We start from the raw sequence: 18,626 nt of genomic DNA on the forward strand, positions 1-18,626 counted from the left end.
TCCGGTGTGCGGGTTAAACCGCGACCTTGTGTTCGGTAAGGCCGGGGCTGCTGACACGGTAAATGCCGATCTCACCTAGAAGATTAGGCCATAGCTTGCTCGCCCACCCGTGGCGGTGCAAATGGTCGACCGCCAGGCGGTCGAGGACCTGGGCGCGGCGTTCGCTGCACAAGGCCTCGAAGTCTTCGAAGGTACAGAAGTGGATGTTCGGCGTGTTGTACCAGGTATACGGCATGAAGTCGGAAACCGGCATGCGACCTTTGGTCGCCAGGTACCAGCGGCAGCGCCAGTGGCCGAAGTTGGGGAAGGTGATGATGCACTGGCGGCCGACGCGCAGCATTTCGTCGAGAATGCGGTCGGGGTATTCCACGGCCTGCAGGGCCTGGGTCATGACCACCACGTCGAAACTGTTGCTGGCAAAGTTGCCCAGGCCCTTGTCGAGGTCCTGCTCGATGACGTTGACGCCCTTGGCCACGCACTGGGCGATGTTGTCGGGGTCGATTTCCAGGCCATAGCCGGCAACCTGCTTGTGGTCGCGCAGCGACGCCAGCAGTTCACCGGTACCGCAACCGAGGTCGAGTACCCGGCTGCCGGCGGGGATCCAGTCTTGGATGATTTCCAGGTCGGCTCTCATAGGCTCCTCAGCAGACGATGCGGTTCATGTAGTTCGTGAATCCCGTGATGTAGCGCGGGGTCGGGATCAGGAAGGCATCGTGGCCATAGGGCGAATCGATATCCAGGTAGCAGACGTTCTTGCGCGCGGCGATCAGCGCATCGACGATCTCCCGCGAGCGTGCTGGCGAGAAGCGCCAGTCGGTGGTGAACGACATCACGCAGTAATCCGCGGTGACATGCGCCAGGGTTGCCGCCAGGTCGCCGCCGTGGCTGGCGGCCGGGTCGAAGTAATCCAGTGCCTTGGTCATCAGCAGGTAGGTGTTGGCGTCGAAACGCCCGGAGAACTCCTCGCCCTGATAGCGCAGGTAGCTTTCGACCTGGAACTCGACGCTGTGGAAGTCGTAGTTGAGCTTGTCGCTTTTCAGCTCGCGGCCGAATTTCTCGCCCATGGAGTCATCGGACAGGTAGGTGATGTGCCCGACCATGCGTGCCAGCATCAGGCCGCGCTTGGGGATCACGCCCTGATCCTGGAACGAGCCGCCGTGGAATTCCGGGTCGGTGAGGATGGCCTGGCGTGCCACCTCGTTGAAGGCGATGTTCTGTGCCGAGAGCTTGGGTGCCGAGGCGATGTCCAGGCAATGACGCACGCGATCGGGGTAGGTGATGGTCCACTGCAGCGCCTGCATGCCGCCCAGGCTGCCACCGACGACGGCGGCCCATTGCTGGATACCCAGGCGATCGGCCAGGCGCGCCTGGCTGTGCACCCAGTCTTCCACGGTCAGTACCGGGAAATCGGCGCCGTAGGGCTTGCCGGTGAGCGGGTTGATGCTGCTGGGGCCGGTGCTGCCGTTGCAACCGCCAAGGTTGTTGAGGCTGACCACGAAGAAACGATTGGTATCGATCGGCTTGCCGGGGCCGATGCAACTGTCCCACCAGCCCGGCTTGCGATCGTCGGGGCTGTGGTAGCCGGCGGCATGGTGATGGCCGGACAACGCATGACAGATCAGCACGGCGTTGCTGGCGCTGCTGTTGAGCGTGCCGTAGGTTTCGTAGATCAGTTCATAGGCGGCCAGCGAGCGACCGCAGGCCAGCGCCAGCGGCTCGCTGAACTGTGCCAGTTGCGGTGTTACCAGACCGACCGAATCTTCGGGAAAGACAGTGGACATCGACCCTGCTCACGCTTGAATGAGGCGTAAGTCTAAAGACCACTGCGAAGTGCGGCAAGGAGAGCATCGCGGGTCAAGCCCGCTCCTACAGAAGTGCTGTGGGAGCGGGCTTGCCCCGCGAGAGATCAGACCAGCAGTCGCAGAATCTCCGGCATCCCGCTCATCGCCGCCAGGTTGTTGATCACCAGCATGTCGATCAGCTTCAGCGCCATGAACGCCAGGATCGGCGAGATGTCCAGGCCGCCGAGGTTCGGCAGGATGCGGCGAAACGGTGCCAGGAACGGGTCGCAGATCTGGTTGATCAGCTCGGCGCCCGGGTTGTGGCTGCCCGGCGCGACCCACGAAAGGATCACGCTGATGATCAGGGCGAAGAAGAAAATCTTCAGAAACAGCGCGGTCACGCCAATGATCGACCAGACCAGCAATTGCAGCGGGTTGCCGGTGGTGCCGTAGGCCAGCAGCAGGGTCAGGCCCATCACCAGCAGCTGGATGATGATCGCCAGCAGCAGCGACGACATGTCCAGGCCGAACAGGCTCGGAATCACCCGGCGCATCGGCTTGAGCAGCGGTTGGGTGGCGCGTACGGCGAACTGGCTGAGCGGGTTGTAGAAGTCCGCGCGCACCAGTTGCAGGACAAAGCGCAGCACCACGATCAGCAGGTACAGGCTGCCGAGGGTCTGCAGCACATAGATTGCAGCGGTGTTCAATCCGATCATCTTCGGCTCCTTAGTTGCCCAGTTGTTCAGCCATTTCGGCCGAGCGGTGCGCAGCGGCACCCAGCGCCTGTTCCACCAGCGCTTCGAATCCATTGGCCTGGAACGACTTGATCGCCGCTTCCGTGGTGCCGGCCGGTGAGGTGACCCGGCGGCGCAGTTCGGCGGCGTCAACATCGCTGCTGACCGCCATGTGCGCAGCGCCCAGGGCGGTTTGCAGGGTCAGCTTGGCGGCGGTTTCCCGTGGCAGGCCGAGTTTCTCGCCGGCGGCGGTCATGGCCTCGATCAGCAGGAAAAAATACGCCGGGCCACTGCCGGACACCGCAGTCACGGCATCCAGCTGTTGTTCGTTGTCCAGCCACAGGGCGATGCCCACGGCCGACAGCAGTTGCTCAGCCTGCTGGCGCTGGGCCGGCGAAACCTCGGCGGTGGCGAACAGGCCGCTGACGCCCTGGCGCAGCAGCGCCGGGGTGTTGGGCATGCAGCGCACGATCGGCTGGGCGTCGAGCCAGTTGTTCATGCTCGCGCAGGTGATTCCGGCGGCGATCGAGACGACCAGTTGCTCGGGCTTGAGCTTGGGCTTGAGCGCTTCGCACACGGCTTTCATTGCCTGTGGCTTGACCGCCAATACCACCACATCGGCGCCTTCGATGGCCTGGGCGTTGTCGGCGAACATCTCGATGCCGTGCTCGGCATGGATTTTCGCCCGCTGCTCGGCGCCCGGATCGCTGGCGCGGATCTGCGAAGCTTCCAGGCCCTGGGCGCGCAGGCCGCCGATCAGGCTGGCAGCCATGTTGCCGGCGCCGATAAAGGCAATACGAGTCTTGCTCATGTCAGGTCCTTGATAGGGAAAGAGGGAAAAAGCATGGGTCAGGGCTGGCCGTAGTCGCGGGCACCGAACAGCGCGGTGCCGATGCGCACCCAGGTCGCGCCCTGGGCAATCGCGGCTTCCAGGTCATGACTCATGCCCATGGACAGGGTGTCGAGGGGTAACTGAAGGTTCGCCTGCAACTCGCGAACCCGGGCGAAGGCCGCTTGTTGGGCGGCCTCGTCGTCGGTCGGCTCGGGAATCGCCATCAACCCGCGCAGGCGCAGGCGTGGCAGCGCGGCGATGGCGCTGGCCAGGGCCGGCAGCTCTTCGGGCGTGCAGCCAGACTTGCTGGCTTCGCCACTGACGTTGACCTGCAGGCAGATGTTCAGCGCTGCAAGGTTGTCAGGGCGTTGCTCGGACAGGCGTTGGGCGATTTTCAGACGGTCCACGGAATGTACCCAGTCAAAGTGCTCGGCAATCGCACGAGTCTTGTTCGACTGAATGGGGCCGATGAAGTGCCAGGTCAAGGGCAGGTCGGTCAATTCGCCCTGTTTGTTCAGGGCTTCCTGCAGGTAGTTCTCACCGACATCGCGCACCCCGGCGGCGAAGGCTTCGCGCACGGCAGCGGCGGGTTTGGTCTTGCTCACGGCCAGCAGCTGCACGGCCGCAGGCTCGCGCCCGGCGGCCAGCGCGGCGGCACGGATGCGTGCGGCGAGCGTGGAAAGGTTGTCTGCTATGGTGGACATTGATCGATGCCAGCGGCTCTTTGGGTCTGCGGCATTCTACCTGCTTGGCGGCCTTTGGGGAGTCTCATGGATGTGACTGAACTGCTGGCGCTGGCTGTGCAAGCCGGTGCCAGTGACCTGCACCTGGCGGCGGGCGAGGTGCCGGCGCTGCGTTTTGGGGGGTGTTTGCGGCCGCTGGAGTTGCCGGCGCTGACGCCGCAAGACATGGACGAAATGCTCGGGCAGGTAATGTCCGCGGCGCAGCAAAAGGATTTTGAAACACATCTGGATATCGACTTTGCCTTTGCCGTGCCAGCATTGGCGCGCTTTCGGGTCAATGCTTTCCAGCAACTCCATGGCGCCGCTGCAGTGCTGCGGGTGATTCCGGCGCAGGTCAGCAGCCTGGCAGAACTCGACCTGGGGGATGTGTTTCGGCAAATTGCCGAGCTGTCGGGCGGGCTGGTGCTGGTTACCGGGCCCACAGGGTCGGGCAAATCGACCACCCTGGCGGCTCTGGTCGATCACCTGAACCGTGAGCGGGCGCTGCACATCGTCACCCTCGAGGACCCCATCGAATTTATCCACAGCTCGCAGCGCAGCCGCATCAGCCAGCGCGAGATCGGCCGGCACACCCGGGGTTTTGCCCAGGCCTTGCGCGCAGCATTACGCCAGGATCCGGATGTGATCATGCTCGCTGAACTGCGCGATCCGCAGAGCATTCGCCTGGCCCTGACTGCAGCGGAAACCGGGCACCTGGTATTGGCCACGGTGCATACCGGCTCGGCGGCGAAAACCATTGACCGCCTGGTGGATGTGTTCGCCGCCGAAGAGAAGCAACTGGTACGCGCCATGCTCGCCGAGTCGCTGCAGGCAGTGGTCTCGCAGGTTCTGGTGGAGAAGGTTGGCGGCGGCCGGCTGGCAGCCCACGAGATACTCCTGGCAACGCCTGCGGTGCGCAACCTGGTGCGCGAGGGCAAGGTGGCGCAGATTTATTCGGCGATACAGACAGGCGGGGCACAGGGGATGCAGACCCTCGACGCGTGTCTGCAGGGCCTGGTGCGTCAAGGGCTGGTCAGCCCTGAAAGCGCCCGGGAGCGGGCGCCGGGGCGTTTCTAGCGTTTGGCCAGGGCCAGTTGCTGGCTTTTTGGCAAGACACGTTTGGCAACCACGTAACGGCTGTTCCAGTACGGCTTGTTCAGGGTGTCGATGCTTACCCGTTTGCCAGTGCGCGGCGCGTGGATGAAGCGGTCGTTGCCCAGGTAGATGGCGACGTGGTTGACCCGGCGGCTCTTGATATTGAAGAAGATCAGGTCGCCGGGCTTGAGGTCGTTGCGATCGACTTTTATGCCGTGGCCGCTGGCCATGGCGTTGGAGGTGCGGGGCAGGTCGACTTCATCGATGTCGTTGAAGGCGTATTTGACCAGGCCGCTGCAGTCAAAGCCCTTGCTCGGGCTGCTGCCGCCCCAGCGATACGGGGTGCCGAGCACGTTGACCGCGCGGCTGAGCACATCGCTGCTCTGCTGCGGCGACATGGCCGCGGCAACCGGCAGCGGTTTGCCCGGGCGAGCGCTGCGCTTGGGGCTGTGCTGGACTTTGTTGCTGCTGACGTTCTTGTGTGGACGCGCAGCAGTGGAATTGGAGGTGTACCCGGAGAAACCGTTGGGTAACCGTTGCTCACGATTGGTGGCGTGGGCAGCCAGTGGCAATAATAGGCAGATGGTCAGCCATGTCTTGAAAAAAGGACGCATAGGCAGGGCTCTGGTTGGTTAGCGCGCAACTTTATAACAGCTTTTTGATCAAATTCTGATCCGTTGGTCGATTCCAGGGGGCGGCAAAAACCGGTAAAAGCGGCGATTGGCCTGCATTCGAAAGGCGCGGGCCAGACAGGATAGGGGTTTGCGGCGGGTAGGGTGGCAAATGACCACACGTCGGCTTGCCACAGAAAAGTCACATTTTTCTTTAGAAAATTTATCGATAACCCACAGGGGCTATGAATGAACAGTTATCAACAGGGCGGTCAGCTACACGACACCCACAGCAAGGTGATCGGTTATCTGCTGTGGATTTTCGGCTTCACCGGTTCGCACCGCTTCTACTATGGCAAGCCGGTCACTGGCACGATCTGGTTCTTTACCCTGGGCCTGCTCGGCATCGGCTGGTTGATCGACCTGTTTCTGATTCCGGCGATGGACCGCGAAGCCGACCTGCGCTTTCAGCCGGGTCCACTGGACTACAGCTTGGCGTGGATCCTGCTGACCTTCCTCGGGGTGTTTGGCGTGCACCGCATGTACCAGGGCAAGTGGATCACCGGCCTGATCTACCTGTGCACCGGCGGGTTATTCCTGGTGGGGGTGCTGTATGACTTCTGGACGCTCAATACCCAGGTGTCACTGGCCAACGCCCAGCGGCGTTAAGGCCTGAAGCCTTGTCGCAGCGAATGCGACAAGGCTTTTGCGGCGGGGTTACTGGCGGGTCTGGCGCTGCTGCAACAGCAGGTTGCTGAAGCCGCTGCCGGCCAGTTGTTTCTGTGCCACGGTCAGCTGTTCACGGTTGCTGAACGGGCCAACCAGCACGCGGTACCAGGTTTCTTCCTTCACCGTGCCGGACTCCACCTTGACCGCCTGGCCGAGCAGGATGATCTGCGCGCGGACCTTGTCGGCGTCGGCCTGCTTGCGGAACGAGCCGGCCTGCAGGAAGAACTGGGTGGTCGCCGCCGGCTTGATCACCGGTGGTGCTGGCGGAGGTGTCTGGCCCATCAACGCGGCCTGGGCACGAGCGGTGTCGATCTTCGCCGCTTCCGCCGGGGTGACCGGAGGTTGCGCCGGCACCGGCGGGGTTTTTTCCGGCACCGCTTCAGGCGGCACGATCACTTCCGATTCCGGCAGCAAGGTATAGAAGTCGTACTTGGGCTTCACCGGCTGCTGCGGGCTTGGTGCGGTCTTGTTGGCTTCGGCGACCTTCTCGGCCTTCTGCTGCTCGGGCTTGGTGCGCTTGACCTCGCCGTTGCCAGGCTCAAGCTTCATCAGGAACACGACAAAGGCGCCCACCGACAAGCCGATTGCCAGCCACAGCCAGCCCGGGATCGGCTGCTTGGCAGGTGCCTGATAGCGACTCGCGCCGCGCTTGGGTGCGGGTTTTTTCTTGGCAGCCAACTTACATGCGCTCCAGGGTTTCCAGGCCGAGCAGTTCCAGACCTTGCTTGAGGGTACGACCGGTCAGGGCGGCCAGACGCAGGCGGCTCTGCTGCTGTTCAGGGGTGTCGGCGGCGAGGATCGGGCAGTTCTCGTAGAAGCTCGAGAACAGGCCGGCAACGTCGTACAGGTAAGCGCACAGCACGTGCGGCGTGCCCTTCTCGGCGACGTTGTTGAGGATCTCGCCGAACTGCGCCAGGCGCGCGGCCAGGTCCTGCTCCTGCGGTGCTTGCAGGATGATCTGGCCGTCGACTTCTTCAAAGCTCTTGCCCAGCTTGCGGAACACACCGGCGACGCGGGTGTAGGCGTACAGCAGGTAAGGCGCGGTGTTGCCTTCGAAGTTGAGCATCAGTTCGAAGTTGAAGCTGTAGTCGCTGGTGCGGTGCTTGGACAGGTCGGCGTATTTCACCGCGCCAATGCCGACCACTTCGCCGATGGCGCGCAGGTCGGCCTCGGCCAGCTCCGGGTTCTTCTCCTTGACCAGGGCGTAGGCACGCTCCTTGGCTTCGGTGAGCAGGTCGATCAGCTTCACCGTGCCGCCGTCACGGGTCTTGAACGGACGGCCGTCGGCGCCGTTCATGGTGCCGAAGCCCATGTGCTCCATTTGCATCGGGTGGCCGACGAAACCGGCGCGGCGAGCCACTTCGAACACCTGGTTGAAGTGCAGGGCCTGACGCTGGTCGACGAAGTACAGGGCGCGGTCGGCCTTGAGCACGTTGCTGCGGTAGCGCACGGCAGCGAGGTCGGTGGTGGCGTACAGGTAGCCGCCGTCGGCCTTTTGCACGATCACCGGCAGTGGCTCGCCTTCGGCGGTTTTGAATTCTTCAAGGAATACGCACTGGGCGCCCTTGCTCTCGACCAGCAGACCCTTGGCCTTGAGGTCGCTGACGACATTGGCCAGGTCGTCGTTGTAGGCGCTTTCGCCCATGACGTCGGCCATGGTCAGTTTGACGTTGAGCAGTTCGTAGGTCTTCTGGCAGTGCGACAGCGAGATGTCCTTGAAGCGGGTCCACAGCTTCAGGCATTCCGGGTCGCCGGCTTGCAGCTTGACCACCAGGCCACGGGCGCGGTCGGCGAACTCTTCGGACTCGTCGAAGCGTTTTTTCGCCGCACGGTAGAAGTTCTCCAGGTCCGACAGCTCGTCGCTGGTGATCGGGTTTTCCTGCAGGTAGGCCATCAGCATGCCGAACTGGGTGCCCCAGTCGCCGACGTGGTTCTGGCGGATTACGTCATCGCCGAGGAACTCCAGCACGCGGGATACGGCATCACCGATGATGGTCGAACGCAGGTGGCCGACGTGCATCTCCTTGGCCAGGTTAGGGGCCGACAGGTCGACCACCACCTTCTGCTGCGGGCCGGCTTTCTTCACGCCAAGCTTGGCGTCGGCCAGGGCCGCATCCAGGCGCGAGGCCAGGGCCTGGGTGTTCTGGAAGAAGTTGAGAAAGCCTGGGCCTGCGATCTCGACCTTGCTTACCTGCTCGTCGGCAGGCAGGGCGGCGATGATCTTCTCGGCCAGGTCGCGCGGTTTCATGCCGGCAGGCTTGGCCAGCATCATCGCGATGTTGCTGGCGAAGTCGCCGTGGGTCTTGTCCCGGGCGTTCTCCACCTGGATCGCCGGCGTCAGCCCTTCAGGCAGCACACCGTCGGTGACGAGTTGGGTGAGGGCTTGCTGGATCAGCTGGCGAATGGTGTCTTTCATGGGCTTCTCTTTCGACCGCAAGCGCGGCGGCGCTTCGATGCGCAGGTGGAAAAACTGGACATTATCCGTTGCTGGGGCGAGGTTGCCAACCTTTGGGGCGTTCTGTTCGGCCCTCATCGCTGGCTTGCCAGCGATGGGGCCAATGCTGTCAGTACAAATCCACCGGATCGACATCCAGCGACCAACGCACCTGGCGCCCGGACGGCATCTGTTCCAACACTAGCAACCAGGCGCTGATCAGTCGATGCAAAGGTGCCCTGGCATTGGCCTGGAGCAACAATTGCGCACGAAACCGCCCGGCACGGCGTTCCATCGGCGCCGGTACCGGGCCCAGCAGTTCGATGCCGTGCAGGTTCTGTTCGGCCAGCAACTGCTCGGCGGCGCTGCAGGCTTCATCGAGAAACCCCTCGGCCTGCCCCGGCTTATGCGCTTCGGCGCGCAACAGCGCCAGGTGCGCGAAAGGCGGCAGGCCGGCGGCGCGGCGCTCGCTCAGGGCCTGCTCGGCAAAGGCGAAGTAACCCTGCTCGGTCAGTTGCACCAATAAAGGATGGTCGGCCAGGTGGGTCTGGATGATCACCTTGCCCGGCTCCTCGGCGCGCCCGGCGCGGCCGGCGACCTGGACGATCATCTGCGCCATGCGCTCGCTGGCGCGAAAATCGCCGGAGAACAGGCCGCCGTCGGCATCGAGGATCGACACCAGGGTCACCCGCGGAAAATGGTGGCCCTTGGCGAGCATCTGGGTGCCAACCAGGATGCACGGCTGGCCGCGCTGGATGGTGGCGAACAACTGGTTCATCGCATCCTTGCGCGAAGTGCTGTCGCGGTCGACGCGCAGCACTGGGTAATCCGGAAAAAGAATGCTCAGGCGCTCCTCGGCGCGCTCGGTGCCGGCACCCACCGGGCGCAGGTCGACTTTGTTGCACTGCGGGCACTGGCGCGGCACGCGCTCATCGTAGCCGCAGTGATGGCAGCGCAGCTCGTTGGAGCGCTGGTGCACGGTCATGCGCGCATCGCAGCGTGGGCATTCGGACATCCAGCCGCAGTCATGGCACAGCAGCGTCGGCGCAAAGCCGCGGCGGTTGAGGAACACCAGTACCTGCTGGCCGGCCGCCAGGGTCTGGCCGATGGCTTGCTGCATCGGCCCGCTGATGCCGCTGTCCAGTGGCCGGCTCTTCACATCCAGGCGCAGGAAGCGCGGCTGCTGGGCGCCGCCGGCGCGCTGGTTGAGGCGCAGCAGGCCATAGCGGCCGCTGTGGGCGTTATGCAGGCTCTCCAGCGACGGCGTGGCCGAGCCCAGCAGGATCGGGATGTTCTCCTGGCGCGCGCGCACCAGCGCCAGGTCGCGAGCGTGGTAGCGCAGGCCTTCCTGCTGTTTATACGAGCCGTCGTGTTCTTCGTCGATGATGATCAAGCCGGGGTTTTTCATCGGTGTGAACAATGCCGAGCGGGTGCCGATGATGATGTCGGCCTCGCCGTCACGTGCGGCCAGCCAGGCATCCAGGCGCTCGCGGTCATTGACCGCCGAGTGCAGCAGGGCGATGCGCGCGTTAAAACGCTGCTCGAAGCGCGCCAGGGTTTGCGGCCCCAGGTTGATCTCCGGGATCAGAATCAGCGCCTGCTTGCCGGCCTCCAGGGTTTCGCGGATCAGCTGCAGGTAGACCTCGGTCTTGCCGCTGCCGGTGACCCCGGCCAACAAGAAGGCATGAAAGCTGTCGAAGCCTGAGCGTACCGCATTGAAGGCGGTGCGCTGCTCGTCGTTGAGCGGCAGCTCCGGCTGCGCCAGCCAGTGTTCGTGGCGTTCCTGGGGCAAGTGGCGGCGCACCTCGACCTGCACCAGCTCCTTGGCCAGCAGCAGGTCGAGGCTGTCCTTGCTCAGCATCAGCTTGCTCAGCAGGGTATGGGCCACGCCGTGGGGGTGCTGCGCCAGGGTTGCCAGGGCTTCGCGCTGGCGCGGCGCGCGGGCGATGCGCGGGTCGTCCAGGCGCGCGCCTGGGGCCACTTGCCAGAAGCGCTCCTGGCGCGCTTGCGCCGGTTCGCCCTGGCGCAGCAGCACCGGCAGGGCCCAGCTCAGGGTATCGCCGAGGCTGTGCTGATAATACTGCGCAGTCCACAGGCACAGCTTGAACAGTGCCGGCGGCAGCGGCGACACCGGATCGAGCAGGGCGATTGCGGGCTTGAGCTTGTCGGCCGGCACCTCGCTGGTGTCGCTGATCTCGATCAGGATACCGATCATCTCGCGTCGACCAAACGGCACGCGGATACGCATGCCCGGGGTCAGTGCCTGGCGCGCCATGCTTGCCGGTGCCCTGTAGTCGAACAGCCGCCGCAGGGGCGAGGGCAGGGCAAGGCGTAGAATGACGTCGGACACGCGAAAGGTTCTCTGCAGGGGGAATTCCAGGGTCCGGCGAGCCTAGCAGACGACCGCCGGTCTAAGCGACAACTTGCGTTGGCTGTTTGCTCTGGTATTATTCCGACCCTATTTTGCGTGCGGTATTCAACAATGGTGTTGAGTGGCGGCACGTCAGCACTGAGGAAACACCATGAAAGCCGATATCCATCCGGTATACGAAGCTGTAGAAGTTACCTGCAGCTGCGGTAACAAATTCGAAACTCGTTCGACTCTGGCCAAGGCCCTGCCGATCGACGTTTGCAACCTCTGCCACCCGTTCTACACCGGTAAGCAGAAGGTCCTGGACACCGGCGGCCGCGTACAGAAGTTCGCCGATCGCTTCGGCATGTTCGGTGCCAAGAAGTAAGATTGCGCGACGCTGGCCCAATGGGTTTGGCATTGCTGCTGAAAAAGGCGTCCCTCGTGGGCGCCTTTTTTATGGGCGCGATCTGGCAGTTGCCGGCCCTGGCATTCTGCGCGGCACCGGTCGATGCGCAGGTGGTCAGCGTGCGCCAGGTGGTCGATGGCGATACCTTGCGTCTGAATGATGGCCGCAGTGTTCGCCTGATTGGTATCAATGCACCGGAAATCGGTCGCAAAGGTCGCAGCAGTGAAGCCTTCGCCGAGGCTGCACGGCAGCGCTTGCAGGCCCTGGTCAAGGCCAGCGGCGGGCAGGTGGGGCTGGTTCCTGGCGTCGAGGCGCGGGACAAATATGGCCGTACTCTGGCGCATGTCTACGGCCGCTCTGGCGACAATGTCGAAGCACAACTGCTCAGTGAAGGCCTTGGCTACCGGGTTGCGGTGGCTCCCAACGTCGCGTTGGCCGGCTGCCAGGCGCAGGCCGAGCAGGCCGCTCGTCAGGCCGGCAAAGGCCTGTGGCGGCAATCGCCATTGACCCCGGCAAGCGCCGTGCGTCAGTCCGGTTTTGCCCTGATAAGTGGCAAGGTGATGGATATCCAGCGCAATCGCGGGGGTATCTGGATCGAAATCGACGATTCTCTGGTGCTTCAGGTGCCGGCACGCCTGCAGCGCAATTTCCCCTCTTCGTTCTTCACTGATCTGAAAGGTCGATCGATCGAAGCCCGCGGTTGGGTGCTGGATCGTTCCCGCAAAGGTGGCCTGAAGCCGGGACAGCAACGCTGGTTGCTGCCCCTGACCGATCCGTCGATGCTGGAACGGGTCGAAAGATAAAAAATTGTCTACATTTTTAATTTCGATTGTACACATCGAAACCCTTGCAGGCCGTGGCTCTTGGCGGAAAGTCGTAGGTTAAAGGCCTTGACACAAGTGACCGGGCAGTCTTGTCGGCCCTTTGCTCTTTGCGTATCCTCGGCGGTCCGTCAGAACAGTAAATAGCGGAATGCCCACCATGTCAGATTTGAAAACTGCCGCTCTCGAATACCACGCTCAACCTCGTCCGGGGAAACTGAGCGTCGAGCTCACCAAACCTACCGCGACTGCTCGCGACCTGGCGCTGGCCTACAGCCCTGGCGTGGCTGAGCCGGTTCGCGAAATCGGTCGCGATCCGGAACTGGCCTACAAGTACACCGGCAAGGGCAATCTGGTAGCAGTCATTTCCGACGGCACCGCCATCCTCGGCCTGGGTAACCTCGGCCCACTGGCCTCCAAACCGGTCATGGAAGGCAAGGGCGTTCTGTTCAAGCGTTTCGCCGGTATCGACGTGTTCGACATCGAAGTCGACTCCGAGAGCCCGCAAGCCTTCATCGACACCGTCAAGCGCATCTCGATCACCTTCGGTGGCATCAACCTGGAAGACATCAAGGCGCCAGAGTGCTTTGAAATCGAGCGCGCGCTGATCGAACAGTGCGACATCCCGGTATTCCACGATGACCAGCACGGCACCGCGATCGTTACCGCCGCCGGCATGATCAACGCCCTGGAAATCGCTGGCAAAACCCTGGCCGACGCCAAGATCGTCTGCCTGGGCGCCGGTGCCGCCGCCATCTCCTGCATGAAACTGCTGGTGAGCATGGGCGCACAGATCGAGAACATCTTCATGGTTGACCGTACTGGCGTGATCCACGCTGGCCGTGACGACCTGAACCAGTACAAGGCGGTGTTCGCCCACGCTACCGACAAGCGCACCCTGGCTGACGCCCTGCAAGGCGCTGACGTGTTCGTCGGCCTGTCCGGCCCGAACCTGCTGAGCCCTGAAGGCCTGAAGTCGATGGCGCCGAACCCGATCGTGTTCGCCTGCTCCAACCCTGATCCAGAGATCTCCCCGGAGCTGGCCCACGCCACCCGTAACGACGTGATCATGGCTACCGGTCGTTCCGACTACCCGAACCAGGTCAACAACGTACTGGGCTTCCCGTTTATCTTCCGCGGTGCCCTGGACGTTCGCGCCAAGCGCATCAACGAAGAAATGAAAATCGCCGCCGCCAACGCCCTGAAAGACCTGGCCAAGCTGCCAGTGCCTAAGGAAGTCTGCGCAGCCTACGGCGTCGACGCCCTGGAATTCGGCCGTGAGTACATCATTCCGAAGCCAATGGACGCTCGTCTGATCACCGTGGTTTCCGATGCCGTGGCCAAGGCCGCGATCGAGACTGGTGTGGCGACCCTGCCGTATCCGAAGAACTACCCGCTGAAAAGCGTGGATGACGTGTTCAACGGCTAAGCTGTTGTAGCGTCATAACAAAAAGCCCCGGCTCGCGAGAGTCGGGGCTTTTTTGTGGGTGACGGCTGTGGATCGGTGTTGGCTTCATCGCTGGCAAGGCCAGCGCCCACAAAGGATCTGTGGGCGCCTCCGTCATCAGAACAGATCGATCGGCGCTGCCTCGTCCGCTGGCAGCGGGCTGCCTGGTGCGCTGCCGTTACCCAGCTCGTTGACCGAAGGCGGTGTGTCTTCGGCCTTGAACAGCTCGAAGTAGGCATTCGGCGTGCTTGGCGTTGCCGCCCGGCCGCTGACCGGGTCGACGCGCAGGCTGAGGATGCCTTCCGGTTCGGCCGGGGCATGGTTGGGCTTGTCTTTGAGTGCAGCGCCCATGTAGCTCATCCAGATCGGCAGCGCCACGGTGCCGCCGTACTCGCGGCGGCCGAGGGTTTCCGGTTGGTCGAAGCCGGTCCAGACGGTGGTTACGTAGTCGGCGTTGTAGCCGGAGAACCAGGCGTCCTTGGATTCGTTGGTGGTACCGGTCTTGCCGGCAAGGTCGGTACGGCCCAGGGCCAGGGCGCGGCGCCCGGTACCGCGCTTGATCACGTCCTGGAGCATGCTGGTGAGGATATAGCTGGTGCGCCCGTCAATGATGCGCTCGGCCACGGCCGGCGGCTGGGCGACGGCGGCGGCCGGATCGCTGGCCACGGTGCTCAGGCCTTCGCCCGGCAGCTGGGTGCTGATCGGCTGCTCGGGGGCGGCGATGCCGGCTTCGACCTGTTCGCTTTGCGGGACCCGTGGCGGGTTGGCAGTGAACAGGGTCTCGCCGTTGCGGCTCTCGATGCGTTCGATCAGGTATGGGCTGATCTTGTAGCCGCCGTTGGCGAAGGTGCTCCAGCCGGTGGCGATTTCCATCGGCGTCAGGGTTGCGGTGCCCAGGGCCAGCGACAGGTTGGGCGGCAGGTCCTGCTTGTTGAAGCCGAACTTGCTGATGTAGTCGATGGTCGGGCCTACACCCATGGCCTGCAGCAGGCGAATCGATACCAGGTTGCGCGACTTGTACAGCGCCTCGCGCATGCGGATCGGGCCGAGGAAGGTGTTGGTGTCGTTCTTCGGCCGCCAGACCTTGTCCAGGTATTCGTCGACAAATACGATCGGCGCGTCGTTGACCAGGCTGGCGGCGGTGTAGCCGTTGTCCAGCGCAGCGCTGTACACGAACGGCTTGAAGCTCGAGCCCGGCTGACGCTTGGCCTGCATGGCGCGGTTGTAGTTGCTCTGCTCGAACGAGAAACCGCCAACCAGGGCGCGGATCGCACCACTGTTCGGGTCCAGCGATACCAGCGCGCTCTGCGCCCCCGGCACCTGGCTGAATTTGAGGCTGCCGTCGTCCAGGCGCTGCACGCGAATCAGGTCGCCGACCTGGGCAACGTCGGCAGGCTGCTGTGGTGCACGGCCCTGGCTGTTGGTGTTGAGGAACGGGCGGGCCCACTTCATGGTCTCCCAGGCCACCGACTCCTGGTTGCCGGCGCGGGTCAGCACCTGCAGGCCGGTCTTGCTGACTTCGGTGACGATCACCGGCTCCAGGCCGCCCAACGGGCGTTGCTTGCTCAGTTCCTGCAGCCAGGCGTCACGGGTCTTGCCCGGGAAGCGCGACTCGGGGCCACGGTAACCATGACGCTCGTCGTAGGCGGTGAGGCCGTTGAGTACGGCTTTGTTGGCGATTTCCTGCAGGTCGCTCGGCACCGTGGTGGTGACGCGGAAGCCTTCGGTGTAGGCATCGCTGCCGTAGCGGCCGACCATTTCGGCGCGGGCCATCTCGGCGATGTAGGGTGCGTTAACTTCTGGGGTCGGCACGTGGTAGCTGGCGTTGATCGGTTCGGCCAATGCTGTCTGGTAGCTGGCTTCATCAATTTTGCCGAGCTTGTACATGCGCCCCAGGATCCAGTCGCGGCGCTCTTTGGCGCGCACCGGGTTGGCCAGCGGGTTGAAGCGCGACGGCGCTTTCGGCAGGCCGGCGATCATCGCCATCTGCGCCAGGCTGACATCGCGGATCGACTTGCCGTAGTACACCTGCGCGGCGGCCTCGATGCCGTAGGCGCGGTTGCCCAGGTAGATCTTGTTGACGTACAGCTCGAGGATCTCGTCCTTGGTCAGTTCGCGTTCGATCTGCAGGGCCAGGAGAATCTCGTTGGTCTTGCGCGAGAAGCTGCGTTCGCTGCTGAGGAAGAAGTTCTTCGCCACCTGCATGGTGATGGTGCTGCCGCCGGTCTGGATGTGCCCGGACTTGAGCAATTGTGTTGCAGCACGCATCAGGCTGCTGGGGTCAACGCCGTAGTGATTGGCGAAATTGTCGTCTTCAGCCGACAGCAAAGCCTGGATGAAATGCGGCGGAATGTCGGCGAAACGGATGGGCGAGCGGCGCATTTCGCCGAACTCGGCGATCAGCTTGCCGTCGCTGCTGTAGACCCGCAAAGGGATCTGCAACTGGATGCTTCTGAGGGCCTCTACCGAGGGCAAGCTGGGGCTAAGATACAGAAATGCGCCGCTCAGACCGAGCACGAGCGCGCAGATGACTGCGACGAAAGACCACCAGAAGAACTTCAGCAGGCGTATCAAGGCTTTAGGGCGTCCAGATAAAAGAATGGGTTGCGCGCGGGGCCAGCGGACAAAGGATAAACGCTGGGCATTATAAGCATTTTTCAACTCGCCGCGTTACGCACGCGGCTGTCGCCAGCAAGGAAAAAACCAATGCTTGGACGCTTCGGCATGGATGCCGGTTCACTCCTGGGGGTAGAAATTGCCCCGCCGTCTATCCGACTGGTGCAATTACACCGGCGCAAAGGCGCGTGGCGCGTGCGGGCCTGGGCGCTTGAACCGCTGCCTGCCGGGGCCATGCTCGACGGCTGGATTGCCGACCCCGAGGTGGTCGGCCTGGCCCTGAAACGCGCGCTGCAGCGCAGTGGCAGCCGCTGTCGGCAAGCCGCGGTGGCCTTGCCGGCGGCGCGGGCTATCAGCAAATCGATAAGCCTGCCGGCGGGTCTGGCCGATACTGAAGTGGCTGCGCAGGTGCACGATGCCGCTGAGCAGTTCATTCCCTTCGACCTTGAAGACACCGCGCTGGATTACCGGCTGCAGGCGCCGGCTGGCGCTAATGCGGTGAGCGTTCAGATCGCGGCCTGTCATCGCGGTTTGCTGGAAACACTTGAGGCCACCTTTGAAGTCGCCGGGCTCAATGCACGGGTGCTGGAGATCGATAGCCAGGCGCTGCAGCGTGCTCCGGCAGTAGCGCTCGACGCCGAACTGGACCACGCGGGCTCGAGCCTGGACGTGGCCTGCGCCCTGGCCATGGGCGGCGTGCGACTTAATTTGTTGCCATGGCGCGAGCGCCGCCAGCGTCTGCGTACTCGAGGGTTTCAGGCAGGCTGTGCAAGTGTTGTGCTGCTGGTTGCCGTTGCCAGTGGTCTCATCGACCAGCATTTTCGTGGCGTCATGCAGCAGCAGTCGCTCAGCCCGCCCGGCGGGCAACTGGAGCCCGAGGCTTTGCGGCAGGAACTGAGGCAGTTGCAACGCGTGCAGGCTGGCCGGCATTTCGCCGTGGATGTCTTCGAGCAGGTTGAGCGGGCCATGCCCGATGGCGTGTACCTGACCGCCCTGAGCCAGGAGCCGGCTGGGCTGAGGCTTGCCGGCATGGCCGGTTCGGCTGCCCTGGTTGCGGAACTGGCAGACCGCCTGAAGTCTTCATCCTTGATCAGTACTGCCGAATTGCAGCAGCTAAGTGCGGTCGAGGAGGGGCATGCGTTTGAGCTGGTAGCAGCCCTTGAGGTTGCACCTTGAGCTTCTGCGGTGTGCTGGCAAGTCGAGCCTGGCCAGTACAGGCGTTGATACTGACGGGCTTGCTGGCGCTTCTGGCAGGCCTGGCTTACGTCGTGCATTTACGGCCGCTGATGACGCAGGAGGCGCTGATGGTCGATGCCTTGGCGCACGCCAACGCAGACAGCGTTGAGCCGACGGCCGAATTGCACAGCGGCTTGCAGCAAGCGCGCTGGCAATTGTCGGCAGGGAGCGCCGAGCCTGCCGTGTTCGAGTTGCTCTCCCGCCTGGCCGAGGCCCATGAAGTGGCCATTGAACAGTTGCAGGTAGTCCAAGCGTCGACCGCTGAGCATTACTTGGAACTGCCCGTGCAACTGCGCTTGCGTGGCGCCTTTTCGGCGCTTGCCGAATTTTTCGCGGACCTGGCCGCGCAGCCGCGGCTGATTACCGTGCAAGGGCTTTCGCTGAAGCCGGCCGATGCGCAGTTGCTGCACATGGAATTGCAGGTTCGCTCATACCAGCCTCGCTCGCAGCCGCAGTTGGCCCCTGGCGCGCAGCCACAGGCGGCGCAGCGACGGCCGGTTGCGATGCTGCGCAATCCATTCGCTCCATCTGCGCTGGCGGTGCAGGCCGATGTCTTGCAGCGCCTGGCGCTGGAGCAGCTGGAAATGGTCGGCAGCCTCGCCAGTCGCGGCGTGCGCTACGCGCTGATCCAGGCTGATGGCCGCGTGCATCGGCTGCAGGTCGGTGACCGCTTGGGTCGTGACCAGGGGCAGGTGGCCGAGATTGGCGAGCGCCATGTCGAGGTCATCCAGCAGGTTTTTGTTGCCGGCCAAGGCTGGCAAGCGCGGCGGCGAACTCTCGCCCTGCGCTGAAGGTGCCGACCAGGGAGG

Annotated in this window: 17 protein-coding genes; 7 read left to right on the top strand and 10 right to left on the bottom strand. The window is 63.5% G+C overall.

Going from position 1 to position 18,626, the window contains the following annotated elements; all coding sequences use genetic code 11:
- Nucleotides 1-13 precede the first annotated feature (13 nt).
- The 5 genes from metW to LOY37_RS01330 all read right to left on the bottom strand — a co-directional run bounded on the left by metW (nucleotide 14) and on the right by LOY37_RS01330 (nucleotide 4,051).
- Nucleotides 14-634, bottom strand: a complete 621-nt coding sequence (gene metW, locus LOY37_RS01310; protein ID WP_038997652.1) for a methionine biosynthesis protein MetW — start codon at nucleotides 632-634, stop codon at nucleotides 14-16.
- Nucleotides 635-641: 7 nt separating this feature from the next.
- On the bottom strand, nucleotides 642-1,781 hold the full coding sequence (locus tag LOY37_RS01315; RefSeq protein WP_045193963.1) for a homoserine O-acetyltransferase: 1,140 nt from the start codon (nucleotides 1,779-1,781) through the stop codon (nucleotides 642-644).
- A 125-nt stretch (nucleotides 1,782-1,906) separates the two neighbouring features.
- Nucleotides 1,907-2,497 (bottom strand): YggT family protein, encoded by a 591-nt coding sequence (locus LOY37_RS01320; RefSeq protein ID WP_045193962.1) that lies wholly within the window; start codon nucleotides 2,495-2,497, stop codon nucleotides 1,907-1,909.
- A gap of 10 nt (nucleotides 2,498-2,507) precedes the next feature.
- Nucleotides 2,508-3,326, bottom strand: a complete 819-nt coding sequence (gene proC, locus LOY37_RS01325; RefSeq protein WP_258716170.1) for a pyrroline-5-carboxylate reductase — start codon at nucleotides 3,324-3,326, stop codon at nucleotides 2,508-2,510.
- Between the two features lie 38 nt (nucleotides 3,327-3,364).
- On the bottom strand, nucleotides 3,365-4,051 hold the full coding sequence (locus LOY37_RS01330) for a YggS family pyridoxal phosphate-dependent enzyme (RefSeq protein WP_213602719.1): 687 nt from the start codon (nucleotides 4,049-4,051) through the stop codon (nucleotides 3,365-3,367).
- A 66-nt stretch (nucleotides 4,052-4,117) separates the two neighbouring features.
- On the opposite strand from LOY37_RS01330, the gene LOY37_RS01335 reads away from it, so the two are divergent.
- Nucleotides 4,118-5,146 (top strand): type IV pilus twitching motility protein PilT, encoded by a 1,029-nt coding sequence (locus tag LOY37_RS01335; protein ID WP_258716171.1) that lies wholly within the window; start codon nucleotides 4,118-4,120, stop codon nucleotides 5,144-5,146.
- Here LOY37_RS01335 and LOY37_RS01340 read toward each other — a convergent pair.
- Nucleotides 5,143-5,778, bottom strand: coding sequence for a C40 family peptidase (locus LOY37_RS01340; protein WP_045193958.1), 636 nt, complete (start codon nucleotides 5,776-5,778; stop codon nucleotides 5,143-5,145). The two genes, LOY37_RS01335 and LOY37_RS01340, sit on opposite strands and share 4 nt — an antisense overlap.
- Nucleotides 5,779-6,024: 246 nt before the next feature.
- Here LOY37_RS01340 and LOY37_RS01345 point away from each other — a divergent pair, with 246 nt between their 5' ends.
- A complete protein-coding gene (locus LOY37_RS01345; protein ID WP_045193957.1) occupies nucleotides 6,025-6,444 on the top strand; it encodes a TM2 domain-containing protein in 420 nt (139 codons plus the stop codon).
- 48 nt (nucleotides 6,445-6,492) lie between these two features.
- Here the strand turns inward: LOY37_RS01345 and LOY37_RS01350 are convergent, their stop codons facing one another.
- The 3 genes from LOY37_RS01350 to LOY37_RS01360 form a co-directional block, all read right to left on the bottom strand.
- Entirely contained in the window at nucleotides 6,493-7,182 is a 690-nt protein-coding gene (locus LOY37_RS01350) for an SPOR domain-containing protein (RefSeq protein ID WP_038997644.1), read from the bottom strand.
- 1 nt (nucleotide 7,183) lies between these two features.
- The gene (gene argS, locus LOY37_RS01355) at nucleotides 7,184-8,920 is read right to left on the bottom strand and encodes an arginine--tRNA ligase (RefSeq protein WP_258608909.1); all 1,737 of its coding nucleotides are present in this window, start codon (nucleotides 8,918-8,920) and stop codon (nucleotides 7,184-7,186) included.
- A gap of 148 nt (nucleotides 8,921-9,068) precedes the next feature.
- Nucleotides 9,069-11,288: a primosomal protein N' gene (locus tag LOY37_RS01360; RefSeq protein WP_045193956.1), complete on the bottom strand. Its 2,220-nt coding sequence runs from the start codon at nucleotides 11,286-11,288 to the stop codon at nucleotides 9,069-9,071.
- A gap of 172 nt (nucleotides 11,289-11,460) precedes the next feature.
- Between LOY37_RS01360 and rpmE the strand changes: the two genes are divergently transcribed.
- The 3 genes from rpmE to LOY37_RS01375 all read left to right on the top strand — a co-directional run bounded on the left by rpmE (nucleotide 11,461) and on the right by LOY37_RS01375 (nucleotide 13,947).
- A complete protein-coding gene (gene rpmE, locus LOY37_RS01365) occupies nucleotides 11,461-11,676 on the top strand; it encodes a 50S ribosomal protein L31 (protein ID WP_010222223.1) in 216 nt (71 codons plus the stop codon).
- Between the two features lie 2 nt (nucleotides 11,677-11,678).
- On the top strand, nucleotides 11,679-12,500 hold the full coding sequence (locus tag LOY37_RS01370) for a thermonuclease family protein (RefSeq protein ID WP_258716172.1): 822 nt from the start codon (nucleotides 11,679-11,681) through the stop codon (nucleotides 12,498-12,500).
- A 178-nt stretch (nucleotides 12,501-12,678) separates the two neighbouring features.
- Nucleotides 12,679-13,947: a malic enzyme-like NAD(P)-binding protein gene (locus LOY37_RS01375; RefSeq protein ID WP_045193954.1), complete on the top strand. Its 1,269-nt coding sequence runs from the start codon at nucleotides 12,679-12,681 to the stop codon at nucleotides 13,945-13,947.
- Nucleotides 13,948-14,082: 135 nt separating this feature from the next.
- On the opposite strand, the gene LOY37_RS01380 is transcribed toward LOY37_RS01375, so the two are convergent.
- Nucleotides 14,083-16,536, bottom strand: a complete 2,454-nt coding sequence (locus tag LOY37_RS01380) for a penicillin-binding protein 1A (RefSeq protein ID WP_177329133.1) — start codon at nucleotides 16,534-16,536, stop codon at nucleotides 14,083-14,085.
- Nucleotides 16,537-16,671: 135 nt separating this feature from the next.
- Here LOY37_RS01380 and pilM point away from each other — a divergent pair, with 135 nt between their 5' ends.
- Together pilM and LOY37_RS01390 are read left to right on the top strand one after the other, a co-directional pair.
- Nucleotides 16,672-17,757, top strand: coding sequence for a pilus assembly protein PilM (gene pilM / locus LOY37_RS01385; protein WP_258716173.1), 1,086 nt, complete (start codon nucleotides 16,672-16,674; stop codon nucleotides 17,755-17,757).
- A complete protein-coding gene (locus LOY37_RS01390) occupies nucleotides 17,754-18,608 on the top strand; it encodes a pilus assembly protein PilP (protein WP_258716174.1) in 855 nt (284 codons plus the stop codon). Before pilM ends, LOY37_RS01390 begins: the two co-directional genes overlap by 4 nt.
- Nucleotides 18,609-18,626: the final 18 nt, after the last annotated feature.

Origin of the sequence: Pseudomonas sp. B21-012 (assembly GCF_024749305.1) — a bacterium.
Taxonomy (GTDB): Bacteria; Pseudomonadota; Gammaproteobacteria; order Pseudomonadales; family Pseudomonadaceae; genus Aquipseudomonas.